Raw genomic sequence first — 19,486 nt, 5'->3', positions numbered from 1 at the left:
GGTCCCGATCCCTACACGCGCGATTCGGGCCCTTTGCGGAGGACGACCGCCGCGTTCGAACCCATGAGGCCCCGGCTCAGTACGAGCGCGGTCCGCACGGGCGCGACCCGGGCGCCGCCGGTCACGACGTCGAGGTCGTGGCAGACCTCGAAGACGTTCGGCGTGGGGGGTACGACGCCGTGCTCCAGGGCCATCACGGCCGCGGCGACGTCGAGGGTGCCGGCCGCGCAGTAGGCCCGTCCGGTACCGGTCTTGGGGGCGGTCACGGCCACCCGGGCCCCGTGGGCGCCGAGCGCGTCGTGGATCGCCCGCACCTCGGCGGCGTCCGCCTCCGGCGTGCCGAGGGCGTCCGCGAAGACGACGTCCACCTCCTCGGGAGCCACGCCGGCCTCGGCCAGCGCGCCGCGGATCGCGTGGGAGAGGCCCTCGGCGGACTCCTCCCAGCGGCCCGGCCCGGTGAAGGTCGCGGCATGGCCGGCCAGTACGGCCCGCACCGTCGCGCCCCGGGCGGCGGCCGCGGCCGCCTCCTCGACGACGAACATCGCGCCGCCCTCGGCCGGGGCGAAGCCGCACGCCTTCGAGGTGAAGGGGCGGTAGGCGCGCTCCGGCTCCTCCCGGGTGCTGAGGCCCGGATACCCGAGCTGGCACACCATCGAGTACGGGGCGAGCGGCGCCTCCGTGGCGCCGACCAGCATCGCCCTGCTGCCCCGACGGATCTGCCGGGCGGCATGGGCGAACGCGTCGAGCCCGCCCGCCTCGTCGGAGGCGACGACCCCGCACGGACCCTTGAACCCGCGCCGGATCGATACCTGACCGGTGCTGGCCGCGTAGAACCAGGCGATGGACTGGTACGGGCCGACGAAGCGGGGGCCCCGCCCCCACAGCCGTTGCAGCTCCCGCTGCCCGAACTCGCCACCGCCCGAACCCGCGGCGGTGACGACACCCACCGCGTACGGATCGTCCTCGTAGTCGGCCCGGCCGAGCCGGGCGTGCTCCAGGGCGAGGTCGGCCGCGGCCAGGGCGTAGTGACTGAACCGGTCGGTCTGCACCAGGAACCGGTCCTCGACGAGCGCGCCCGGCTCGAAGCCCCGTACCTCGCCGGCGACCCGCAGCGGCAGGTGCTCGCACCCCTGCCGGGTCACCCGGTCCAGGACGCTGACGCCCGCCTGGGTCGCCTTCCAGAAGGCATCGGCGCCGACGCCGTTGGGCGCGACGACTCCGATGCCCGTCACGACCACCGACGGGCCGGCTGTGGCAGTACGGCTGTTCACGCGCGCACCTCCTTGGGCTGGGTCAGGACTACGGCGGACTGGAAGCCGCCGAAGCCGCTGCCGACCGACAGCACGTTGCGCAGGGTGTGGTTGCGGGCCGTGCGCGGCACGTAGTCCAGATCGCACTCCGGATCCGGGGTCTCGTAGTTCGCCGTCGGCGGCACCACGTGGTGGGTCATGGCCAGGACGCAGGCCGCGAGTTCGATCGCGCCGATCGCGCCCAGGGAGTGCCCCACCATCGACTTGATGGAGCTCATCGGGGTCTCGTAGGCGTGCCCGCCCAGGACCCGCTTGACGGCCGCCGTCTCGTGCCGGTCGTTCTGCTTGGTGCCGGAACCGTGCGCGTTGACGTAGTCGATGTCCGCGGAGTCGACCTCGGCCTGGTCCAGGGCCGTCCGGATCGCCCGGGCCATCTCCAGGCCCTCCGGGGTCAGCCCCGTCATGTGGTGGGCGTTGCCGAAGGTGGCGTAACCACCGACCTCGCAGTACACGGTCGCACCGCGGGCCCGGGCGTGCTCCCACTCCTCCAGCACCAATATCGCGCCGCCCTCACCGAGCACGAAACCGTCCCGGTCCGCGTCGAACGGCCGCGACGCGTGCGCCGGGTCGTCGTTGTTCGCCGAGGTCGCCTTGATCGCGTCGAAGCAGGCCACGGTGATCGGGGAGACGGGGGAGTCCGAGGCGCCGGCGACACAGACGTCCATCCGGCCGTCCTGGATGGCGTGCACGGCGTACCCGATGGCGTCGAGCCCGGACGTGCAGCCGGTGGAGACCGTCTGCACCGGCCCGCGCGCCCCGGTCTGTTCCGCCACCGCCGAAGCGAGCGTGGCGGGGGTGAACGCGCGGTGCAGGAACGGCGAGGCGAGCCGGTGGTCCACGTCCCACCAGTCGCCCTTCTGGCTGACGGCGACGTAGTCGTGCTCCAGACGGGTGGTCCCGCCCACCGCGGTGCCCAGGGAGACCCCGGTGCGCCACGCGTCCTCGCCGTCGAGGGTCAGTCCCGCGTCGGCCATCGCCTCACGGGCGGCGACCAGCGCGAACTGGATGTACCGGTCCGCCCGGGCCGCGTCATCGGGGCCCAGGCCGTGTGCGGTCGGCTCGAAGTCGACCTCGGCGGCTATCCGGGAGCGGAACCCGGCCGGATCGAAGAGGGTGATGCCCCGCGTCGCCGTACGGCCGTTGGACAGCAGATCCCAGAACGCGGCGGTGCCGATCCCGCCGGGCGCCACGACTCCGACGCCCGTGACGACAACCCTCCGGCGGGTCAAGAGACCACGCCCGTACGCTCGGGCGGGCGCTCGGCCCACGCGGTGCCCTGCGGGTTCGGGGCCTCCTCGGTGTCCACGTGCCCCAGCTCCGGGCGCGGCGCGAGCGGGCCGAGGTGGAACACCATCCGGGCCTCGGTGCTGCCGACGTTGCGGAAGCGGTGCCGCACGTTCAGCGGGACCAGGAGCCCCTGGTCGGCGCGCAGCGGGTGCGGTTCCCCGTCGAGGTCGACCTCCAGGGAGCCGCTCACCACGAACACGAACTCCTCGGAGTACGGGTGGTAGTGCTCGGCGATCGACTCACCGGGGGCGATCAGGGCCAGCCCCATGAATCCGCTCGTCGAACCCACCGAGGTCGGCGTGAGCACGGCGCGCAGGTCACCTCCGCGCCTGGTGTTGGGCTGCGTCTCGCTCAGATCGACGATGCGCGGGTGATGTTGCGTCATGACTGACTTCCTCCTGGCGGTGCGGAGCCTGAACGTGGGCTGCCGGTGGTGGTGGGACTACTGCTCGGGGCCGCGCCGGTGGACGCCGCGGCCCGTCCGGATCAGGACTGCGCCGGAGCCCGACGGTCGGTGATCAGGTCCATGGGGTGGGGAGCGCCGTCCGGCCCGGCGCCGGGCTCGCCGGCCAGCAGGCGCCGGAGCACCGCGGCCTTGCGGGGCCCGTCGATGCCGAAACCGGCCGCGAACAGGCCGTCCGACGGACCGGCGACGTCCAGGAGCCGAACGACGACGTCGTCGCGCTGGAAGACGCTGCTGCTCACCACGGGGCTGGTGGGACGTTGCGCGGCGGCCTCGTCCTGCCGGGCCAGGAAGCGGGCCAGCAGCGGACCACAGCCCGCCTTGGCGGGGTAGAAGAGAGCGTGCCTGCGCACATCCTGCGGCTCCCGCCGCGTCGCGGCCACGTGGTGGACGGCCGGCAGGGCCGCCCGCATGAAGAACATCCGGGCCGACTCCGGGTCGGTCAGGTCCCGCTCCTGCTCCAGGTACGGGTCCATCTGCTGCTCGACGGCCCGGATCTCGGGCTGCTTCGCCACGTGGCGCAGGGCCGCCGTCAGGTCGCCCTGCACCTCCACCGCCCGGACCACCCGGTTGCCGTACATGAACAGGGAGGTGCGCAGCAGCCGGGTGTGCTCGTCGACCTGAGCGGCCGGCGAGGAGTAGGAGGACAGGATCTCGGCGACCTTCGCCTCGGTACCCGGCTTCACCGTGAAGGTCAGCGCGTGGCGCACGACGCCCGCGCCCAGCCGGGGCGTGGTCTGCAAACGGCCGCCGAAGCCCTTCGCGGGGGCCTCGTAGCGCCGGCCGGTCTCCTTCAGGACGGTGAACTGCATCGGCCGCATCGTCCGTACGCAGGCGCCCAGCGGACGGACCTGCTCGGTGTGTTCCTCGCTGTTCACCCAGGCGAGGTACTGCGGGGCGCTCTCCCACTCGCTGGTGATCAGCCACTGCTCGGGGTTCTCGAACGACTGGCAGAGCTGGTCGCCGAGGTGGCCGGGGACCGAGGCGATGTCGTGCCGCAGCTGCTCGTACGCCTCGAAGAACTCCTGCTGGACCCCTTCGTGCAGGTCCATCAGCAGGACGACCCGGAGCATGGAGCCGTCGAAGGCCGACTGCGACACCCGTTCGGACAGTGTGGTTGTCATCTGCTCACTCCTTCGTGAGGGCCCGGAGTCCGACGCGAACGCGCTCACGTGCGTCATCGGCGGCAACCTCCCGGGTCGATGGGACCGGCGCCCCGCGCGATCGGGGACGGCGGGGCCGGGGGCCACCGCTGTCGCTCATCGTCATCCGCCCGGGTACGGATCGCTACATCTCCGGATCAAGCGGGTGACAACCGGCGAATCACCAGGGCATCGGGGCTCATCGGGGGCATAAGGCGACCACTGCCCCCAAGACGAAACAGGAGCCCGCAGCTGATGGAAGAGCATGCCGATGTTCGCGTACCGGTCCTCGTCGTGGGCGGCTCCCTCGTGGGCCTGTCCACCTCGCTTTTCCTGAGCCGTCACGGCATCAGGCACCTGCTGGTCGAGAAGCACTCCGGTACCTCCGTCCACCCCCGTGGACGAGGCATCAACGCACGCACGATGGAACTGTTCCGGACGGCGGGCGCCGAGCCCGCCATCCGCAAGGAGGCCTCCGCGCTGGAGGCCAACCAGGGAATCCTGCAGACCCACGCGCTGATCGGCGGAGAGCACAAGTGGCTGATCAAGGCGGTCGACCCCTCAGGGGCCCTCGCCCGCTTCAGTCCGACCGGCTGGTGCCTGTGCAGCCAGAACAACATCGAGCCGGTCCTCGCCGCCCAGAGCCGCGCACAGGGCGCCGACGTGCGCTTCTCCACCGAACTGATGAGTTTCGACCAGGACGCCACCGGAGTGACCGCCCTGGTCAAGAACCGTGAGACCGGTGAGCACCTCACCGTCCGGGCGGACTACCTGATCGCCGCGGACGGGCCGCGCAGCCCCGTCCGGGAGGCCCTCGGCATCCGCCAGAGCGGCAACGGCGAGCTGTTCCACAACGTCAGCATCGTCTTCCGGTCCGAGAACCTCGCCGGTCTCCTCGGTGACCTGCGCTTCATCGTCTGCTACCTGATGCGCCCCGGAGCGGACGGCGCCCTCCTGCCGGTCGACAACGAGACCCAGTGGGTCTTCCACGCCCCCTGGCACCCGGAGACCGGCGAAACCCTGGAGGACTTCACGGAGGAGCGCTGCGTGGCGCAGATCCGCGAGGCCATCGGGGTGCCCGACCTGGACGTCGAGATCGGCGGAAAGGCCCCGTGGCACGCCGCCGAACGGGTGGCCGAGCAGTACCGCGTCGGCCGCGTCTTCGTCGTCGGCGACGCGGCGCACGAGATGTCCCCGACGGGTGCCTTCGGTTCCAACACGGGCATCCAGGACGCGCACAACCTGGCCTGGAAGGTCGCCGCGGTCCTCAACGGCTCCGCCGGCCCCGACCTCCTCGACACGTACGAGGCCGAGCGCCTGCCGGTCGCCAAGGCCACCAGTGAGCGGGCTTCCGCCCGTTCGGCCGAGCACAGCCACCCCGGCTACGTACCGCCCCCCACCATGGGCGGCGGCCCCGGCAGCGGTGTCCTGACCACCGCCATGGGCTACGCCTACCCGAAGGGCGCGGTCGTCGGCGGCGACCCGGCCCGGCCGATCATCCCGGAGAAGATGCGCCTCGCCGGCGACGTCGGCACCCGCGCCCCGCACATGTGGTTGACCCGTGCGGGGGAGCGGATCTCCACGCTCGACCTGTACGAGACCTCGTTCGTGCTGCTCAGCTCGCCGGGCACGCCTTGGCGGGAGGCCGCCGGGAAGGTGGCGCGGGAGCTGTCCGCCCGACTGGACGCGTGGACGATCGGCTCGGCGCCCGACGCCGACCTGGTCCAGGCACCCGAGGCCGACTGGGCCGCGCTGCACGAGCTGCCGGCCGACGGAGCCGTACTCGTACGCCCGGACGGGTTCGTGGCGTGGCGTGCGGAGGGGGCCTCGGCGGACCCGCGGGCCGCGCTGCTGGAGGCGATGACGCACCTGCTCGCGCGGTCCTGACCGACGGCGGGAGCCTCAGGCGCAGGCCCAGCACCCCGACCAGCAACCGTGGCCCGATGGCCGCGTACGCGGGCGGCGGTGCTGGGCCTTCCCGGTGTCGGCGGGCCGCTCGGCGACCCGGCCGGCGAGGCAGGCGAACACGACCGCGATGGCGGCCAGTTCCTCGGGTTCGGCGTTCCCCCGGTGGACCCGGAGCAGGCTGGATATGGGGGCGTCGTTCCGCATCGACACGGCCTCTCAGCAGGAGGGTTCACCTCGTCCGGGCCCTGGGGACCCCGACGTCCCCGACGCTACGAGCCCCCCGTCCGCCTGTCGTGCCGGGGGGCTCCGTCCACACCCATCCGTGCGACACGCCCGGGCGGTCGCATCCGTTGCCGGGCAACCGCCGAAGGGGTCACGGAGCGGGGTCCCGGCGCAGGCCGAGTTTCACCCACTTGGCGGCGCTGGGAACGCCCCGGCCGTCGAGCAGGAACAGCATGTAGTAACCGGGGGGCGCGTCCGCGGCGGACGGCGGGGTCCTCAGGCCGACGTTCTCGCCCCGCACCCCGGTGACGCGCAGTTCCACGTGGCGCTGGCTGGTGTTCACCGCGTGCGTCACCGTCGTCGGGGCCAGCAGCACGGCCCGTCGGACCGCCGCGGCGGACCGACTGCGTACCTCGAAGGCCGTGTCGTGTGCCAACTCCCCGCCGGGAACCCGGTCGAGCGAGGGTCGGGGACCCCGGTGCAGGTACGCGGGTTCGTAGAGTTCGACGCTGCCGTCCATCGCGTCCCCGATGTCCGGGTCGTTGGCGATCTGCTGGAGCTCGTCACCCGTCACCATGACCCGGCCGTCCGGCATGACCAGGGCGTTGGAGTGGTAGCCGCGCGGGATCCGTTGGGCCGGGCCGAGCCGCCAGTGGCCCCGCGCGTCGCGCAGTTCCGTCTGCCGGTACTTGAGGTCGGCCTTCGGGTTGAACGGCCCGTTGCCGTAGTCCCGCGTGCTCAGGGCGCCGTTGACCGTGAGCAGGGTGGCGTCCGGGAGGATCAGCGTGTCGTCCTGGGTACGGCCGAACGCCCTCGGTTCCTCGGTGGTCCACCGGCCTCCCGCGAGCCGGTAGGTGTGGGGGTCGTGCGGGTCGCCGCCGAGGACGAGCACGGAGTCCGGACCGCGGAACCCGGCCGGGAGGGGCACCGCCGACCCGTAGCCGCGGAAGTCCGCCGGACGCCGCGGCAGGTCGCGGCGGGTCTCCGCGACGGGATCGAACAGCCACTGCTGGTCGGCGTCCCGACCCAGGCCGTAGATCATGCCGTCCCGCAGCGAGAACAGGTGCGGATAGTCGTTGCGGAAGGGCGCGTCGACACCGAACCGCTCGGTGGCCAGATCCAGCGGGATGTCGTACGGACGCCAGGGCACCGGCAGTCGTTTCGCCGGGAAGCGTTCCACGAGGGGGGTGGGGGTGCCCGTACCCCGCTCGGACTGGCCCGACATGATGATCTGGCGGCCGTCCGCCCCCGTGACCACCGAGGGGTACCAGCGGCCGGCGGCCATGTCGCGGTTGCGGTACCAGGTTTCCGTCCACGGGTCGAAGACGAACGACAGCTTCGCGCCGCTGCCGCCCTTGCCGCCCGTGTTGCCGCCGAACACCGCGAGCATGCCGTTGGGGAGGAAGGCGTGCCCGGCGCAGAAGAACGGCGCGGGGCGCGGCACGTGCGTGCCGTCGGGCATCAGGACGGTCGGCGGCCGGACCTCCTTGAACGCCCCGGGGCCGGTACCGCGGGTCGGATCCCAGAGGAAGGCGCGGCCGGCGTTGGTCGGGCCGATGCGGTCGGTGGGGCCGGTTTCCTTGGTGGGATCGGTCTCGACGCGTTCGAAGGAGAACAGCAGCACCTTGCCGGTCGGCAGCTGGGCGAGGTGGACACCGAAGTCGGGGGAGGGGAAGAAGTCGGTGAACCGGCCCGACTCCGATGCCTCGAACGCGGTGTTGGCGTGCGCCTGCGACGCCCGCAGCGACTCCAGGCTCGCCGTGCGGGTGGCCTGCGGGTACCCCGCGGCGCCCTTGGCCGCCGCGCGCCGCCCGGCGTGGGCACGGGCGTGTTCCTCGCCGAGCAGGGCGACCTCGTCGGCGGCCGGCACGGCCGCCGCGCCGGCGCGGGCGAGGGGGTGGCCGGGGACTCCGCCGTGCGGGTGGCCGGCGGAGCGGTCGCCCGGATGGTCGTGGGCCGGGGGGAGTCGAGGTCCGCCCGGTGCCGCCGAGGCCGGTACGGCCAACGTCGTCGCGACCGCCAGAGCGGACAGGAACACGCCTGCGGATCGCGTGGCGGACCGGTGTGCTCGGGACATGCCTCTCCTCGGTACGACGGCCGGGACGGGACGCCATGCTAGAAGAACCGGGACAAACCGCCCCCGTTCGACGCGAGGTGACTTCCCGGGGCCGTCCGGTCGGGCGGATCTTCCGCCGGGCCCGCGACCCCCCGTCGGTGTGCCTCCGGCCTACGCCTCCCGGCCCTCCCGCGCCCCCCGGATCGCGTTGACCAGGCCGGCGACGAGGCGCGCCCGCTCGGGCATGGCGTCGACGACGAGATACTCGTGGTCGGCGTGGGCGCCGCCCCCGACGGCGCCGAGGCCGTCGAGGGTCGGTACTCCGAGCGCCGCCGTGAAGTTGCCGTCGCTTCCGCCGCCGACGGCCGCACCTTCGATCCCGGGCATCAACCGTTGTGCCACCGCGAAGAGTTCGGCCGAAGCGGCCTCGGGCATCGGGGGGCGGCCGACGCCGCCCTCGACGGTGATCGCCGCCCCGTCGAGGTGGGGGGTCAGCGCGGCGAAGGCCGATTCGACGCGTTCCTTCTCGTCCTGCGACTCGACCCGAACGTCGACGACGACGGTCGCCTCCGCGGGGACGACGTTGTCCAGCGTGCCCGCGGACGCGACGGTCGGGGTGACGGTCGTGCCGATGTCGGGCCGGCCGAGCGCCGCGATCCCCAGCACCTGGTGCGCGGCTTCGACGAGGGCGTTGACGCCGGCGGCGGGTTCCAGCCCCGCGTGCGAGGCGCGTCCCGTGACGGTGACCCGGAAGGTGCCGCAGCCCTTGCGTCCGGTCTTGAGGCCGCCGCCTTCGGCGGCACCCTCGAACACGAGCACGGCACCGCAGGCGAGGGCCCGTTCCTCGATGAGCGCGCGGGAGGAGTGCGAGCCGACCTCCTCGTCGGCGGTCACGAGGACCTCGACGCCCGAGAGGTCCTCCAGCGTCGCCAGCCCGTGTACGGCCTGGACGAGGCCGCCCAACATGTCGAAGACGCCGGGTCCGGTGGCGTGCCCGTCGGCGACGGTGAACGGGCGGCGCGCGAGGGTGCCGAGCGGGAACACCGTGTCGTGGTGGCCGAGGATCAGGACGCGGGGGGTGCCGCCGCCGGACCAGTGGACGTGCGGACCGGCGACGCTCTCGACGAGGACGGCGTGTCCTCCGAGGCGCCGGTCGAGGAGGTTGGCCACCGCTTTCGCGGACGCCGCCAGCGCGTCGGTGTCGCGGGAGGGGGACTCGGTCTCGACGAGTGCCCGGAGGTCCTCGATCATCGCGTCAACGTTCACATCGACGGTCTTCTGCGTCGTCATCCCGCAAGAGTACTGCCGGCCCGCGCGGGGCCCAGTGGTCCGCGGCGCAAAAAAACAGCCCCGGACGAATTGACGTCCGGGGTGTGCGCCTGCGTATATTCGTTGTTTCACGTCTTACTCGCGCGATGTTTATTGCGAGGGCGTGAAGAAGCTTTGCAGTGGCATCGTATCGCGTCGGGAGTGGAATTGTCAAACGTGGAACTTGAAAATGAGCAGCAATTCATCACCCGGCTGTACGCGCGTCTCGAAGACCTCCGGGACCAGGCCGAACGTGCGGTTCGGGCGGCTCTGAAGGAGGGCGGCAACGGTTTCCAGGCCCGTATGGAACGCGATGTCGTCGTCGCCGAACAATCCGGGGTGCTTTCCGCACTGAACTCGGCCGAACACGGTCTCTGTTTCGGGCGGCTGGAGTTCACCGACGGCCGCGACCACCACATCGGCCGTATCGGAATCAGGCAGGACGACGCCGAACGCACGCCGCTGGTAATCGACTGGCGGGCCGAAAGGGCACGCCCGTTCTACCTGGCGACGGGACACGTCCCCATGGGGCTGCGCCGCCGCCGCCACATCACCACCAGGGGGCGATCGGTCACCGCCCTGCACGACGAGATCCTCGACCTCTCCGACACCGAGCGCACCGGCCACGAAGGGGCCGACGCGGACGCCGTCCTGCTCGCGGCCCTCGACGCCGCCCGGACCGGCCGCATGCACGACATCGTGCGGACCATCCAGGCCGAGCAGGACCGGGTCATCCGCTCGCCCCACCAGGGAGTCCTCGTGGTGGAGGGCGGCCCCGGCACCGGGAAGACGGCCGTCGCCCTGCACCGTGCCGCCTACCTCCTCTACGCCTACCGGGACCTCCTCGCCAAGCGCGGCGTGCTCATCGTCGGACCGAACCCCGCCTTCCTCGGCTACATCGGGGAGGTGCTGCCCTCCCTCGGCGAGACGGGCGTGCTCCTCGCCTCGCCCGGCGACCTCTTCCCCGGAGTCCACGCCACCGGAACCGACCGCCCCGGCGCCGCCGCCGTGAAGGGCCGCGCGGCCATGGCGCAGGTCCTCGCACGGGTCGTCGAGGACCGCCAGACCCTGCCCGAGGGCATCCCGGCGGGCAGCGGCGAGGACAACGACCTGGTCCCCGAGCCGGCACTGGAGATCGACCACGACGACTACGGCACCCTGCTGTTGGACCGCACCATGGCCCACGCGGCCCGCGACCGGGCCCGCGGCACCGGCCTGCCGCACAACCTGGCCCGCCCCTACTTCGCCTTCGCCGTCATCGACGCCCTCACCGCGCAGCTCACCGACCGGCTCGGCGCCGACCCGTACGGCGGCCCCAACCTCCTCGGCCCGGACGACGTCGCCCAACTCGGCAAGGAGATCGCCACCAGCTCCGAGGTGCACGCGGCCATCGACAGCCTGTGGCCCCGGCTCACACCCCTCGGCCTGATCGCGGACTTCCTCGCCGACCCGACGCACCTGCCGCCGGACGAGGCCGACCTGATCCGCCGCGCCGGGGGCGAATGGACCCCCGCCGACGTCCCGCTCCTCGACGAGGCCGCCGAGCTGCTCGGGTTCGACGACACCGCCCAGCGGGCCGCCGAGGAACGCGACCGGCTGGAACGCATCGCCTACGCCCAGGGCGTCCTCGACCTCTCCCAGGGCTCCGACTCCTACGAGTTCGAGGACGCCGAGAACGAGTACCTCGCCGCCCACGACATCATCGACGCCCAACGCATGGCGGAACGTCAGGAGGAGGCCGACCACCGCACCACGGCCGAGCGCGCGGCCTCCGACCGCACGTGGGCCTTCGGCCACGTCATCGTCGACGAGGCGCAGGAACTGTCCGAGATGGCGTGGCGCCTGCTCATGCGCCGCTGCCCCACCCGGTCCATGACCCTCGTCGGCGACCCGGCCCAGACCGGCGACGAAGCGGGCTGCGGCTCCTGGCGGAAGATCCTGGAACCGTACGTCGGCGCCCGCTGGGAGCGCGTGCGCCTCGGCGTCAACTACCGCACGCCCGCCGAGATCATGGAGGTCGCCGCGGCCGTGCTCCGCGCCCACCGGCCCGGCTTCGAGCCCCCGCGCTCGGTGCGTTCCACGGGAACGCCGCCCCGGGTCCGGAGGGCCGACGACATCGCCGACGGCGTCGCCGAGGCCCTGCGCGCGGCCACCCCGGCCGAGGGCCGGCTCGCGGTGATCGCCCCGCGCCCGCTGCACGACGCGCTCGCCGCGGCGCTGCCCGACGTACGGGCGGGCGAGGAACCGGACCTGACGCGTCGGGTCGTCCTGCTCGACCCGCGCCAGGCCAAGGGATTGGAGTTCGACACCGTGATCGTGGTCGAACCCGCCGACTTCCAGCCGAGCGACCTGTACGTCGCCCTCACCCGGGCCACCCAGCACCTCGACGTGGTCCACACCGGCCGCCTCCCGCGCGGACTGCCCGACCCGCAGGAGGTGGTGTAGGGCCGATCGGCCACCGCCACTCGGGGGAGTGGCCGGTTTCCCACACCTCCGGGGAGCGGGCCTCTCGTAGTGTGGAGCGATGGCTGTAGTAGACATCAAGACCGCCGCGCGGGACTTCGGCGCCGACCCCCACTCCTTCTACGCCGCGCTGCGCGCCGCCGGGCCCGTGCACGAGGTCGCCGGAATGGCCCTCATCACCGATACGAACTGGCTGGTCGTCGGCTACGAGGAGGCCCGCCAGGCGCTGAACCACCCCGACCTCCTCAAGGACTGGCGGACCTCCGGGATGTACCCGGACCTCGTGACCACGGCGGCCGGCGCCAACATGTTGGAGTCCGACCCGCCCCACCACACCCGCCTGCGTCGCCTGGTGGCAAGGGAGTTCACGGCCCGACGGGTGGAGGCGATGCGTCCGCGCGTCCAGCAGATCACCGACGACCTGCTGGACGCGATGGCCGCCCGACCCGAGCGGTCCGCCGACCTGATCGAGGCGCTCGCCTTCCCGCTCCCGATGACCGTGATCTGCGAGCTGCTGGGCGTGCCCGACCTCGACCGCGAGCGCTTCCGGCAGTGGTCCAACGCCGTCGTGGCGCCCGTCTCCGTCGACCTGCAGTCCACGGTGCAGCAGCAGCTCAGCGCCTACCTCGCGGACCTCATCGAGTCCAAGGCCAAGGCTCCCGGCGACGACCTCCTCAGCGCGCTGATCCGCACCCGCGACGAGGACGGCGACTCGCTCTCCCCCGAAGAACTGATCGGAATGGCGTTCCTGCTGCTGATCGCCGGACACGAGACCACCGTCAACCTGATCTCCAACGGCCTGCGCGCCCTCCTCGACCACCCGGACCAACTGGCCGCGCTCCGCGCCGACTACGACGGCCTGCTGGGCGGCGCCGTCGAGGAGATGCTTCGTTACGACGGCCCGGTGCAGAACGCCACATACCGCCATGCCGCCCGGGACGTCGAACTCGGCGGGGCGGTCATCCCCGCGGGCGCCGTGGTGTTCGTCTCCCTGGCCGGCGCCGACCGGGACCCCGAGCGCTACCCGGAGCCCGACACCTTCGACATCCGCCGCGCCCCGCAGGGCCACCTGGCGTTCGGCCACGGCCTGCACTTCTGCATCGGCGCCCCGTTGGCCCGGCTGGAGGGCCGCATCGCCCTGCGGGGACTGCTGGAACGCTTCCCGGACCTGGCCCGCGACGAGTCCGGCGGCCCCCTGGAGTGGCTGCCCGGCACCCTGATGCACGGTACGACCCACCTCCCGGTGCGCTGGTAGACCCTGCGCCGACCGGCCTCCGCAGGGTGAACGGCGGCCGCCGCGGACCGTTTTGGATTGGTGCGGGATCCTCAATACGATCCGGCGATGATCACAACAAAACGGCTGGCGGCCGCGACCTGCGGCCTGCTCGTCGCCCTCAGCGCGGGGCTCCTCCCGCCGGCCGCGGCCGCCGCCGACGGTCCACGCAAGGAACCGCCCAAGGTGGAACTCGTCCTCGACGTCAGCGGTTCGATGCGGGCGACGGACATCGACGGGCAGTCCCGGATGGCCGCCGCGAAACAGGCCTTCAACGAGGTCCTCGACGCGGTGCCCGAGGACGTACGGCTCGGCATACGGACCCTGGGCGCCGGCTACGCGGGTGAGGACAAGGCGCTCGGCTGCAAGGACACCGCGCAGCTCTACCCCGTCGGACCGCTGAACCGCACCGAGGCCAAGACCGCCGTCGCGACCCTCGCGCCCACCGGCTGGACGCCCATCGGCCCCGCCCTCCTGGGCGCGGCCCAGGACCTGGAGGGCGGCGACGCCACCCGCAGGATCGTCCTCATCACCGACGGCGAGGACACCTGCGCCCCGCTCGATCCCTGCGAAGTCGCCCGGGAGATCGCCGCGAAGGGCATCCACCTCGTCGTGGACACCCTCGGACTGGTCCCGGACGCCAAGACGCGCGCCCAGCTCACCTGCATCGCCGAGGCCACCGGCGGCACCTACACCTCGGTGCAGCACACCGCCGAACTCTCCGGCAGGGTCAGACAACTCGTCGACCGGGCCGCGGACCCCGTCGTCACGCCGGTCGCCACCGCGGGCGCCCAGCAGTGCGCGAACGCCCCGAAGCTCGGGGCCGGCCTCTACTCGGACCGCGAGACCTTCGGCGAGCACCGCTGGTACCGGGTCGACGTCCGTCCCGGGCAGGAACTGCGCGCCTCCGTCAGCATCGGGGCGGACCGCGCGGTCAACCGCGACTACGGGATCCTCCTGCGCGCGACGACCGTCCACGGACGGGAGATCGTCCGCGGATCGGAGGCCGGGGACGGCCGCACCGACGTCGTCTCGACGGGCCTGCGCTACCCCAAGTCGACCGTGGAGGACGCCGACGGGGACGCCGTGGAGGCACCCGAGACCGTCTGCCTGCAGGTCAGCAACTCCTTCTCCGCCGGGCCGGCCGTCAAGACCGCCCCGGGCATGCCCGTCGAGCTGACCATCGATGTGGTCGACGGTCCCGACGACGCGTCCGACGTCGCCTCCTTCGGCCTCGGCCGCGGCTGGTGGCTGCTGGCCGTGCTCGCCCTCACCGGCCTGCTGGCCGGCCTGGTGTGGGGCTGGATCTCGCGCTGGCGCGTCTCCGTCTGGAGGACCAACTGATGCGTACCCCAAGGACGTCGACCGCCGCGCTGTTGGCCGCGCTGGCTCTCGCAGGAGGCGCGGCCCCGGCCACCGCGGCCCCGAGCCCGACCCCCACCCCGAGCGCGTCCGGAGGCTCCGCCGGCCCCACCGAGGCCGGCACCGGATTCCGCACCGCGACCGCCTTCCGGCCGGGCGAACGGGCCACGGCCGCCGCCTCCACCGGTGACTACCTCTACTGGGTGCTCCCGGTCGACGCGGGCCAACGGGTCACCGTCCGGGCGACGGTGACCCTGCCCGAGCCGGCCCTGCGGCACGGCCCGGCCACCTGGCAGCTGGACGTGTACGACGGACTGCGCCGCCGCCAGGCCTGCACGTACGGGACGCAGACGAAGGCGGCGGCCAAGGAGGCCGGGACCGCCGAACTCTCCTGCACCCTGCGCACGGTGCGGTCCGGCGCCGAGCCCTGGGCCAACGACCCCCTTCCGGGCAGCTACTACGTACGCCTGACGGTCGTCGGACTGCCCGAGGAGGACCTGGGCCTGCCGGTCAAGGCGCAGGTGGAGGCCGACGTCAAGGACGTGGGCGGCGCCGTGGCCGTGGACGCGGCGCTGGCCGAACCGCTGGTTCCGGGCATCGCGGGCGCCTCGGACGATCAGCGGGCGGCACGCGCGCCCGCGGACGGCTGGTCCGGTGGCCGGTGGTCCGACCGCTGGGTCTGGACCGCCGCCGGCGGGGTGCTCGCCGCCCTCGCGGGAGTCCTCGGGTACTCCCTCACCCGCGGCTCGGGCCGCCCCAGGGGCACCCGGACCACCACCTGAGCGGGCGCCGCCGCGTCCCCGGGCGCGGCGGTACCCGACCAGGGAGTTGATCACCGGACACGGAGCGTGGGCTATGTTGGAACACGAGTGACGTGAGAAGGAGGCCCGCCGGTGTCATCGGGGCAGCAGGCACGCGCCCAGGCGGCTGCGATCACGCCGGGCGGACGGGCGCCGGAGCAGGTCAGGCCGCCGGCCGACCGTCTCCTCGCGCTGTTCGACGGCCACCGGCTCTCCCCGGGGCAGCGGCGGATCGCCCAGTACCTGATCGACCACCTCACCGAGGCGGCGTTCCTGTCGATCACCGAGCTCGCCGAGCGGGTCGGTGTGAGCCAACCCTCCGTGACCCGCTTCGCCGCCTCCCTCGGGTTCAGCGGCTATCCGGCGCTGCGGGACGTCCTCCAACCGATCGCGCTGAGCGCCGTCGCGGGTACCCCGGACAGTCGGGAGCAGATCCGCCAGAACGAGCTCCAGGCGGCCGTGGACGCCGAGATCGAGAACCTGGAGAACGTCCGCCGGCTGCTCGCCGACACCAACCAGGTCCTCGACATCGGGCGGGAGCTGGCCCGTTCCGTCCCGCTGACCGTGCTGGGCCTGCGGATCTCCGTCTCCCTCGCCGAGTACTTCGCCTACGCGGCCCGCCGCATCCACCCCGACGTCCGCCTGGTCACCCGGGGCGGGAGCGTGGCCTACGACGCCCTCCTCCAGTCGCGGGCGGCGGGCGGTACCTGGGTGCTGGCCTTCGCCATGCCCCGGCACGCCAACGAGACCCTCGCGGCCCTTCGGGCGGCCCGCAGCACCGGCCTGCGCGTGGTCCTGATCACGGACCCGACCCTGGGGCCCCTGGTCGACGAGGCCGAGGTGGCCCTCACGGCCGGTACGGGTTCCCGGCTGGTCTTCGACTCGTACGCGGCCCCCGGCATGCTGTCGGCCGCCCTGCTCCAGGCGATGGCCGACGCCGACCCGGAGCGGACGCAGGCCCGTCTGGAACAGTACGAGCAGGTCGCCGACCAGCACGGATTCTTCCTCTAGCGAGCCGGTCGCAGGCGCTCGCCGCCCGCTCGGCGCTTCCCTGCGCGAGGGTGTGCGCGCACGGTGCGGACCGTGAACGGATCGAAAATATTCAGTGCCGGTAGGTGCATGAAATTTTTCATACCCTTGCCTACTCGACGGTATATATGTTTACTGACGGCGGCGCCCCGGATCCATCAGATGCCAAGGCGGACGTCCCCACGTCCTCCTCGAACGGACCCCCGGTACACCGCTCCTCCTCACGGTGCGACCGGGTGTCGAGTCAGGCTTTCGGATCCCGCCGGGCGCCCCGGCGGCCTCGGTCAACCCCTGGGCCGAGGCCGCCCACCAGCACCGTCTCGATCAGAGTTCGATACCCCTCGGAAGTGACGAGAATGTCCCAGACGGCCACCCTCACGCGCAGCCCGGACTGGCCCCTGCAGGTCAAGAGCCCCGGTACGCACGACTGGGAACGCACCGCCGCGCGATGGCTGCGCGACCTCCTCCCGGCCCGCTACGGCGGCTACCTGACCCTCACCCGTCACCACGCCCTCCTCGCCCGCCACGTGCAGCTCCAGCTCCAGCACGAGATGCGTGCCGTGCGCGTCGCGCTCCACACCAGCCGGGCCGACCTGCCCACCATGGGCATGGCCGAGGCCGTCATCGAGAACACGATCCGGATGTACGCGATCGAACTCGAACAGCTGGGCAGGCTGTCCCGCAGCGTGCGCCTGGTGTCCGAGGCGCTCCTCGTGAACACCCCGGCCCAGCGCAAGCGGTAGCCCTCGGGGGTACGGCCCGGTGCGCACGCCGCCCCGGGCCGTCGCCCGTCAGGCCTGGCAGAGGCCGCGCGCGTGGTCGTACGTGGCCGTGGCCCGGGAGTACTGCCACTGCGGTGCCAGCAGCCCGCTCGCCAGTTGGCGCGCCGCGGCCGGGCTCTCGACGATGTAGCCGAAGTCCTGCAGCCAGGACGGGTAGAGGTTCTTCGAACCGATGTAGAAGGCCGAATCGTCCACCGAGACCAGCTTGTGGTGCTGGGCGTACGGCTTGCCGTCGGCCCAGGTCGCACTGTCCGAGGAACGGAACGTCGCCAGTTGCAGGTTCTGGCACATCGCGGCCTTCGCCCGTCCCTCGTCACCGGTCAGCACGGTCAGTCGCCCGCGCAGGGCGTCGCTCACCTCGGACAGGGACTTGATCTGGGAGTAGCCGTTGCTGCCGATCGGCCCCCGGTTCGCGGGGTCGCTGACGACGATGCGGACCTTGACCCCGGACGTCAGCTTCTTCGCCAGCACGTCGTACAGGCGGACGTCGTAGCGCGGCAGCGGCGGGCAGGTGGCGTGCACGTCCTGCTGGGAGATCTCGATGTGCTCGGTGGCGCTCTCCACCAGCGCGCGCAGGGCGCTCTCCTCCGGATTGACCGTGTCGTAGTCCCGGTCGGCGTTGGTCCGGTCGGGCAGGCCGACGCCGCACCTGGTGTCGGGCGCCGTCGGCAGGGCCGGGCGGAACGTCGAGGAGGGGTCGTTCTGCCGGATGCCCACCCCGAGACCGCCGACGGCCAGCACGGGTACGTCGCCGCCGGCGGGCGGCGAGGCGGGCCGGGGCAGCGTGGGCAGGCAGCCCGCGCCGTTCGACGAGGCGAACCAGGCGGCGCTCCAGCCCCAGTTCCCCTTGTTGCGGCAGGTCCAGTCCCACAGGGTGTCCAGGTACCGGCCGGCCGAGCCCGCGGCGGGACCGGACAGCGCGAGGTCGACGTCGCTCACCGGGTGCGCGGTGTCGAGGTAGGCCTCCTTCCAGCTGTTGATGCCGCCGGTGATGACCGACTCGCCGTCCACGACGACCAGCTTCGAGTGGTTCCAGGAGAACGCCGTCTTCGAGGTCGTCATCGACGCCACGTTCAGGGTGATGTTCGCGGCGTCCGGGCCGAGCCGGGCGACCAGCTCGTCGCGGTACGCGGACGGCAGCACGGTGGCGTGGTAGATCGGAGCGGCGCCCACCATGACGCGCACCTGGAGCCGGTTGCCCTTCTGCGCGGCCTCCTTCAGCCCGGCCACGATCGCGTCCTGGAAACCGCCGTCGGGGAAGGGCGCCAGGGTCGATATGTCGACGCTCCGGTGGGCCTGGGCGATGTCCTCGCGCGTCTTGTCGAGCAGCCTGCGCGTGCCGGGCCGGTCGGTGCAGGCGGGGTCGCCCCAGCAACCGGGCGTCTGGAGCAACCAGTCGGCGCCGCCGGGCGAGGAGGAGCCCAGCCGGTTGCCGGAGGTGCGCTCCCACACGGAGCCCTCCAGGCCGGGGGACACCTGACGCAAGGTCTGCTCGATGGAATCCAGGTGGGGCGTGGGCGCGTCGGAGGCGAAGGCCGGGGTCGCGGGGAACAGCGCGGCGCAGAGGACGAGGGAGAGGGCCGTCGTGCGGACGGTGCGGGCCAATGTGGTTCCTTGCTCGGGGGGTGGCTCTGCCGGGCGGCAGGACGGAAACCGGGCCCCCGGCCTTGATCAACTCGCGCAAGTTACCAGCCCGTAGCTCGCTGTTCACCTCGATGGGTCTGCTTCCGGCCACCCACCCCGAGAGGCCTCCGCAGGGCTGGTCCATTCGGATGGGACTCGCTGCCGCGCGGTCGGGCACCGGGACAGCCGGGCCGCAGTTGCCTACCTTCTGTCCTTGTTCCCTCCCTTTCGAAAGGTGGATCCATGCGATCTGTCCGTTCCGTCCTCACGGTCCTCGCCGCCGGCGCCCTCGTCTTCGGTGGCGCCTCCGCCGCGAGCGCCGACGTGACCGTCACCGTTCCGGAAGGCCCCAGCTTCAACCTCGTCTTCGGCGACTGGTACCAGTTCGCCGCCGACGACGTCTTCAACGCCGGCCACAACAACACCGTGGGCTCCGACAACTGACGAGGCCGCACCGG

The 19,486-nt window shown here is 72.6% G+C and carries 16 protein-coding genes; 8 read left to right on the top strand and 8 right to left on the bottom strand.

All coding sequences use genetic code 11. The features are described from left to right. Positions 1–11: 11 nt before the first annotated feature. The 4 genes from ACZ58N_RS01215 to ACZ58N_RS01200 all read right to left on the bottom strand — a co-directional run bounded on the left by ACZ58N_RS01215 (position 12) and on the right by ACZ58N_RS01200 (position 4,184). Positions 12–1,271, bottom strand: coding sequence for a beta-ketoacyl synthase N-terminal-like domain-containing protein (locus ACZ58N_RS01215; RefSeq protein ID WP_471154099.1), 1,260 nt, complete (start codon positions 1,269–1,271; stop codon positions 12–14). Further along, entirely contained in the window at positions 1,268–2,539 is a 1,272-nt protein-coding gene (locus ACZ58N_RS01210; RefSeq protein ID WP_471154096.1) for a beta-ketoacyl-[acyl-carrier-protein] synthase family protein, read from the bottom strand. Before ACZ58N_RS01210 ends, ACZ58N_RS01215 begins: the two co-directional genes overlap by 4 nt. Continuing rightward, positions 2,536–2,982, bottom strand: a complete 447-nt coding sequence (locus ACZ58N_RS01205; protein WP_471154093.1) for a cupin domain-containing protein — start codon at positions 2,980–2,982, stop codon at positions 2,536–2,538. The genes ACZ58N_RS01210 and ACZ58N_RS01205 overlap by 4 nt, the downstream gene beginning before the upstream one ends. Positions 2,983–3,083: 101 nt before the next feature. Continuing rightward, positions 3,084–4,184, bottom strand: a complete 1,101-nt coding sequence (locus ACZ58N_RS01200) for a SchA/CurD-like domain-containing protein (RefSeq protein WP_471154090.1) — start codon at positions 4,182–4,184, stop codon at positions 3,084–3,086. Between the two features lie 273 nt (positions 4,185–4,457). Here ACZ58N_RS01200 and ACZ58N_RS01195 point away from each other — a divergent pair, with 273 nt between their 5' ends. Continuing rightward, complete coding sequence (locus ACZ58N_RS01195) at positions 4,458–6,089, top strand: FAD-dependent oxidoreductase (RefSeq protein ID WP_471154088.1); 1,632 nt, start codon at positions 4,458–4,460, stop codon at positions 6,087–6,089. 15 nt (positions 6,090–6,104) lie between these two features. Here ACZ58N_RS01195 and ACZ58N_RS01190 read toward each other — a convergent pair whose 3' ends face one another. From ACZ58N_RS01190 to ACZ58N_RS01180, 3 genes are all read right to left on the bottom strand, one after another. Continuing rightward, entirely contained in the window at positions 6,105–6,314 is a 210-nt protein-coding gene (locus tag ACZ58N_RS01190; protein WP_471155181.1) for an acyl-CoA carboxylase subunit epsilon, read from the bottom strand. Between the two features lie 169 nt (positions 6,315–6,483). Further along, the gene (locus ACZ58N_RS01185) at positions 6,484–8,409 is read right to left on the bottom strand and encodes a glyoxal oxidase (protein WP_471154086.1); all 1,926 of its coding nucleotides are present in this window, start codon (positions 8,407–8,409) and stop codon (positions 6,484–6,486) included. A gap of 150 nt (positions 8,410–8,559) precedes the next feature. After that, the gene (locus ACZ58N_RS01180; protein ID WP_471154084.1) at positions 8,560–9,678 is read right to left on the bottom strand and encodes a M20 family metallopeptidase; all 1,119 of its coding nucleotides are present in this window, start codon (positions 9,676–9,678) and stop codon (positions 8,560–8,562) included. Positions 9,679–9,864: 186 nt separating this feature from the next. Here ACZ58N_RS01180 and ACZ58N_RS01175 point away from each other — a divergent pair, with 186 nt between their 5' ends. From ACZ58N_RS01175 to ACZ58N_RS01150, 6 genes are all read left to right on the top strand, one after another. Next, the gene (locus ACZ58N_RS01175; RefSeq protein WP_471154082.1) at positions 9,865–12,141 is read left to right on the top strand and encodes a HelD family protein; all 2,277 of its coding nucleotides are present in this window, start codon (positions 9,865–9,867) and stop codon (positions 12,139–12,141) included. A 79-nt stretch (positions 12,142–12,220) separates the two neighbouring features. Next, complete coding sequence (locus ACZ58N_RS01170) at positions 12,221–13,414, top strand: cytochrome P450 family protein (protein WP_471154080.1); 1,194 nt, start codon at positions 12,221–12,223, stop codon at positions 13,412–13,414. Positions 13,415–13,501: 87 nt separating this feature from the next. Further along, positions 13,502–14,776, top strand: a complete 1,275-nt coding sequence (locus ACZ58N_RS01165; RefSeq protein WP_471154077.1) for a VWA domain-containing protein — start codon at positions 13,502–13,504, stop codon at positions 14,774–14,776. After that, complete coding sequence (locus ACZ58N_RS01160; protein WP_471154074.1) at positions 14,776–15,576, top strand: hypothetical protein; 801 nt, start codon at positions 14,776–14,778, stop codon at positions 15,574–15,576. Before ACZ58N_RS01165 ends, ACZ58N_RS01160 begins: the two co-directional genes overlap by 1 nt. A 111-nt stretch (positions 15,577–15,687) precedes the next feature. Beyond that, on the top strand, positions 15,688–16,605 hold the full coding sequence (locus tag ACZ58N_RS01155) for a MurR/RpiR family transcriptional regulator (RefSeq protein WP_389701978.1): 918 nt from the start codon (positions 15,688–15,690) through the stop codon (positions 16,603–16,605). Positions 16,606–16,979: 374 nt separating this feature from the next. After that, complete coding sequence (locus ACZ58N_RS01150; protein WP_281208520.1) at positions 16,980–17,366, top strand: hypothetical protein; 387 nt, start codon at positions 16,980–16,982, stop codon at positions 17,364–17,366. Positions 17,367–17,414: 48 nt separating this feature from the next. On the opposite strand, the gene ACZ58N_RS01145 is transcribed toward ACZ58N_RS01150, so the two are convergent. Next, the gene (locus ACZ58N_RS01145) at positions 17,415–19,010 is read right to left on the bottom strand and encodes a phospholipase D-like domain-containing protein (RefSeq protein WP_471154071.1); all 1,596 of its coding nucleotides are present in this window, start codon (positions 19,008–19,010) and stop codon (positions 17,415–17,417) included. Between the two features lie 261 nt (positions 19,011–19,271). Between ACZ58N_RS01145 and ACZ58N_RS01140 the strand changes: the two genes are divergently transcribed. After that, positions 19,272–19,472, top strand: coding sequence for a chaplin (locus tag ACZ58N_RS01140; protein ID WP_471154069.1), 201 nt, complete (start codon positions 19,272–19,274; stop codon positions 19,470–19,472). The last annotated feature ends 14 nt before the right edge of the window (positions 19,473–19,486 follow it).

This window comes from Streptomyces sp. NPDC040432 (assembly GCF_055595445.1).
This window is presented reverse-complemented; position numbering and strand designations above follow the sequence as displayed.

Excerpts from the sequence above, each read along its gene's own strand:
- ACZ58N_RS01195 (WP_471154088.1), top strand. The coding sequence starts at position 4,458 with ATGGAAGAGCATGCCGATGTTCGCGTACCGGTCCTCGTCGTGGGCGGC.
- ACZ58N_RS01140 (WP_471154069.1), top strand. The coding sequence starts at position 19,272 with ATGCGATCTGTCCGTTCCGTCCTCACGGTCCTCGCCGCCGGCGCCCTC.
- ACZ58N_RS01190 (WP_471155181.1), bottom strand. The coding sequence starts at position 6,314 with ATGCGGAACGACGCCCCCATATCCAGCCTGCTCCGGGTCCACCGGGGG.
- ACZ58N_RS01160 (WP_471154074.1), top strand. The coding sequence starts at position 14,776 with ATGCGTACCCCAAGGACGTCGACCGCCGCGCTGTTGGCCGCGCTGGCT.
- ACZ58N_RS01170 (WP_471154080.1), top strand. The coding sequence starts at position 12,221 with ATGGCTGTAGTAGACATCAAGACCGCCGCGCGGGACTTCGGCGCCGAC.
- ACZ58N_RS01180 (WP_471154084.1), bottom strand. The coding sequence starts at position 9,678 with ATGACGACGCAGAAGACCGTCGATGTGAACGTTGACGCGATGATCGAG.
- ACZ58N_RS01165 (WP_471154077.1), top strand. The coding sequence starts at position 13,502 with ATGATCACAACAAAACGGCTGGCGGCCGCGACCTGCGGCCTGCTCGTC.
- ACZ58N_RS01205 (WP_471154093.1), bottom strand. The coding sequence starts at position 2,982 with ATGACGCAACATCACCCGCGCATCGTCGATCTGAGCGAGACGCAGCCC.
- ACZ58N_RS01200 (WP_471154090.1), bottom strand. The coding sequence starts at position 4,184 with ATGACAACCACACTGTCCGAACGGGTGTCGCAGTCGGCCTTCGACGGC.
- ACZ58N_RS01185 (WP_471154086.1), bottom strand. The coding sequence starts at position 8,409 with ATGTCCCGAGCACACCGGTCCGCCACGCGATCCGCAGGCGTGTTCCTG.
- ACZ58N_RS01150 (WP_281208520.1), top strand. The coding sequence starts at position 16,980 with ATGTCCCAGACGGCCACCCTCACGCGCAGCCCGGACTGGCCCCTGCAG.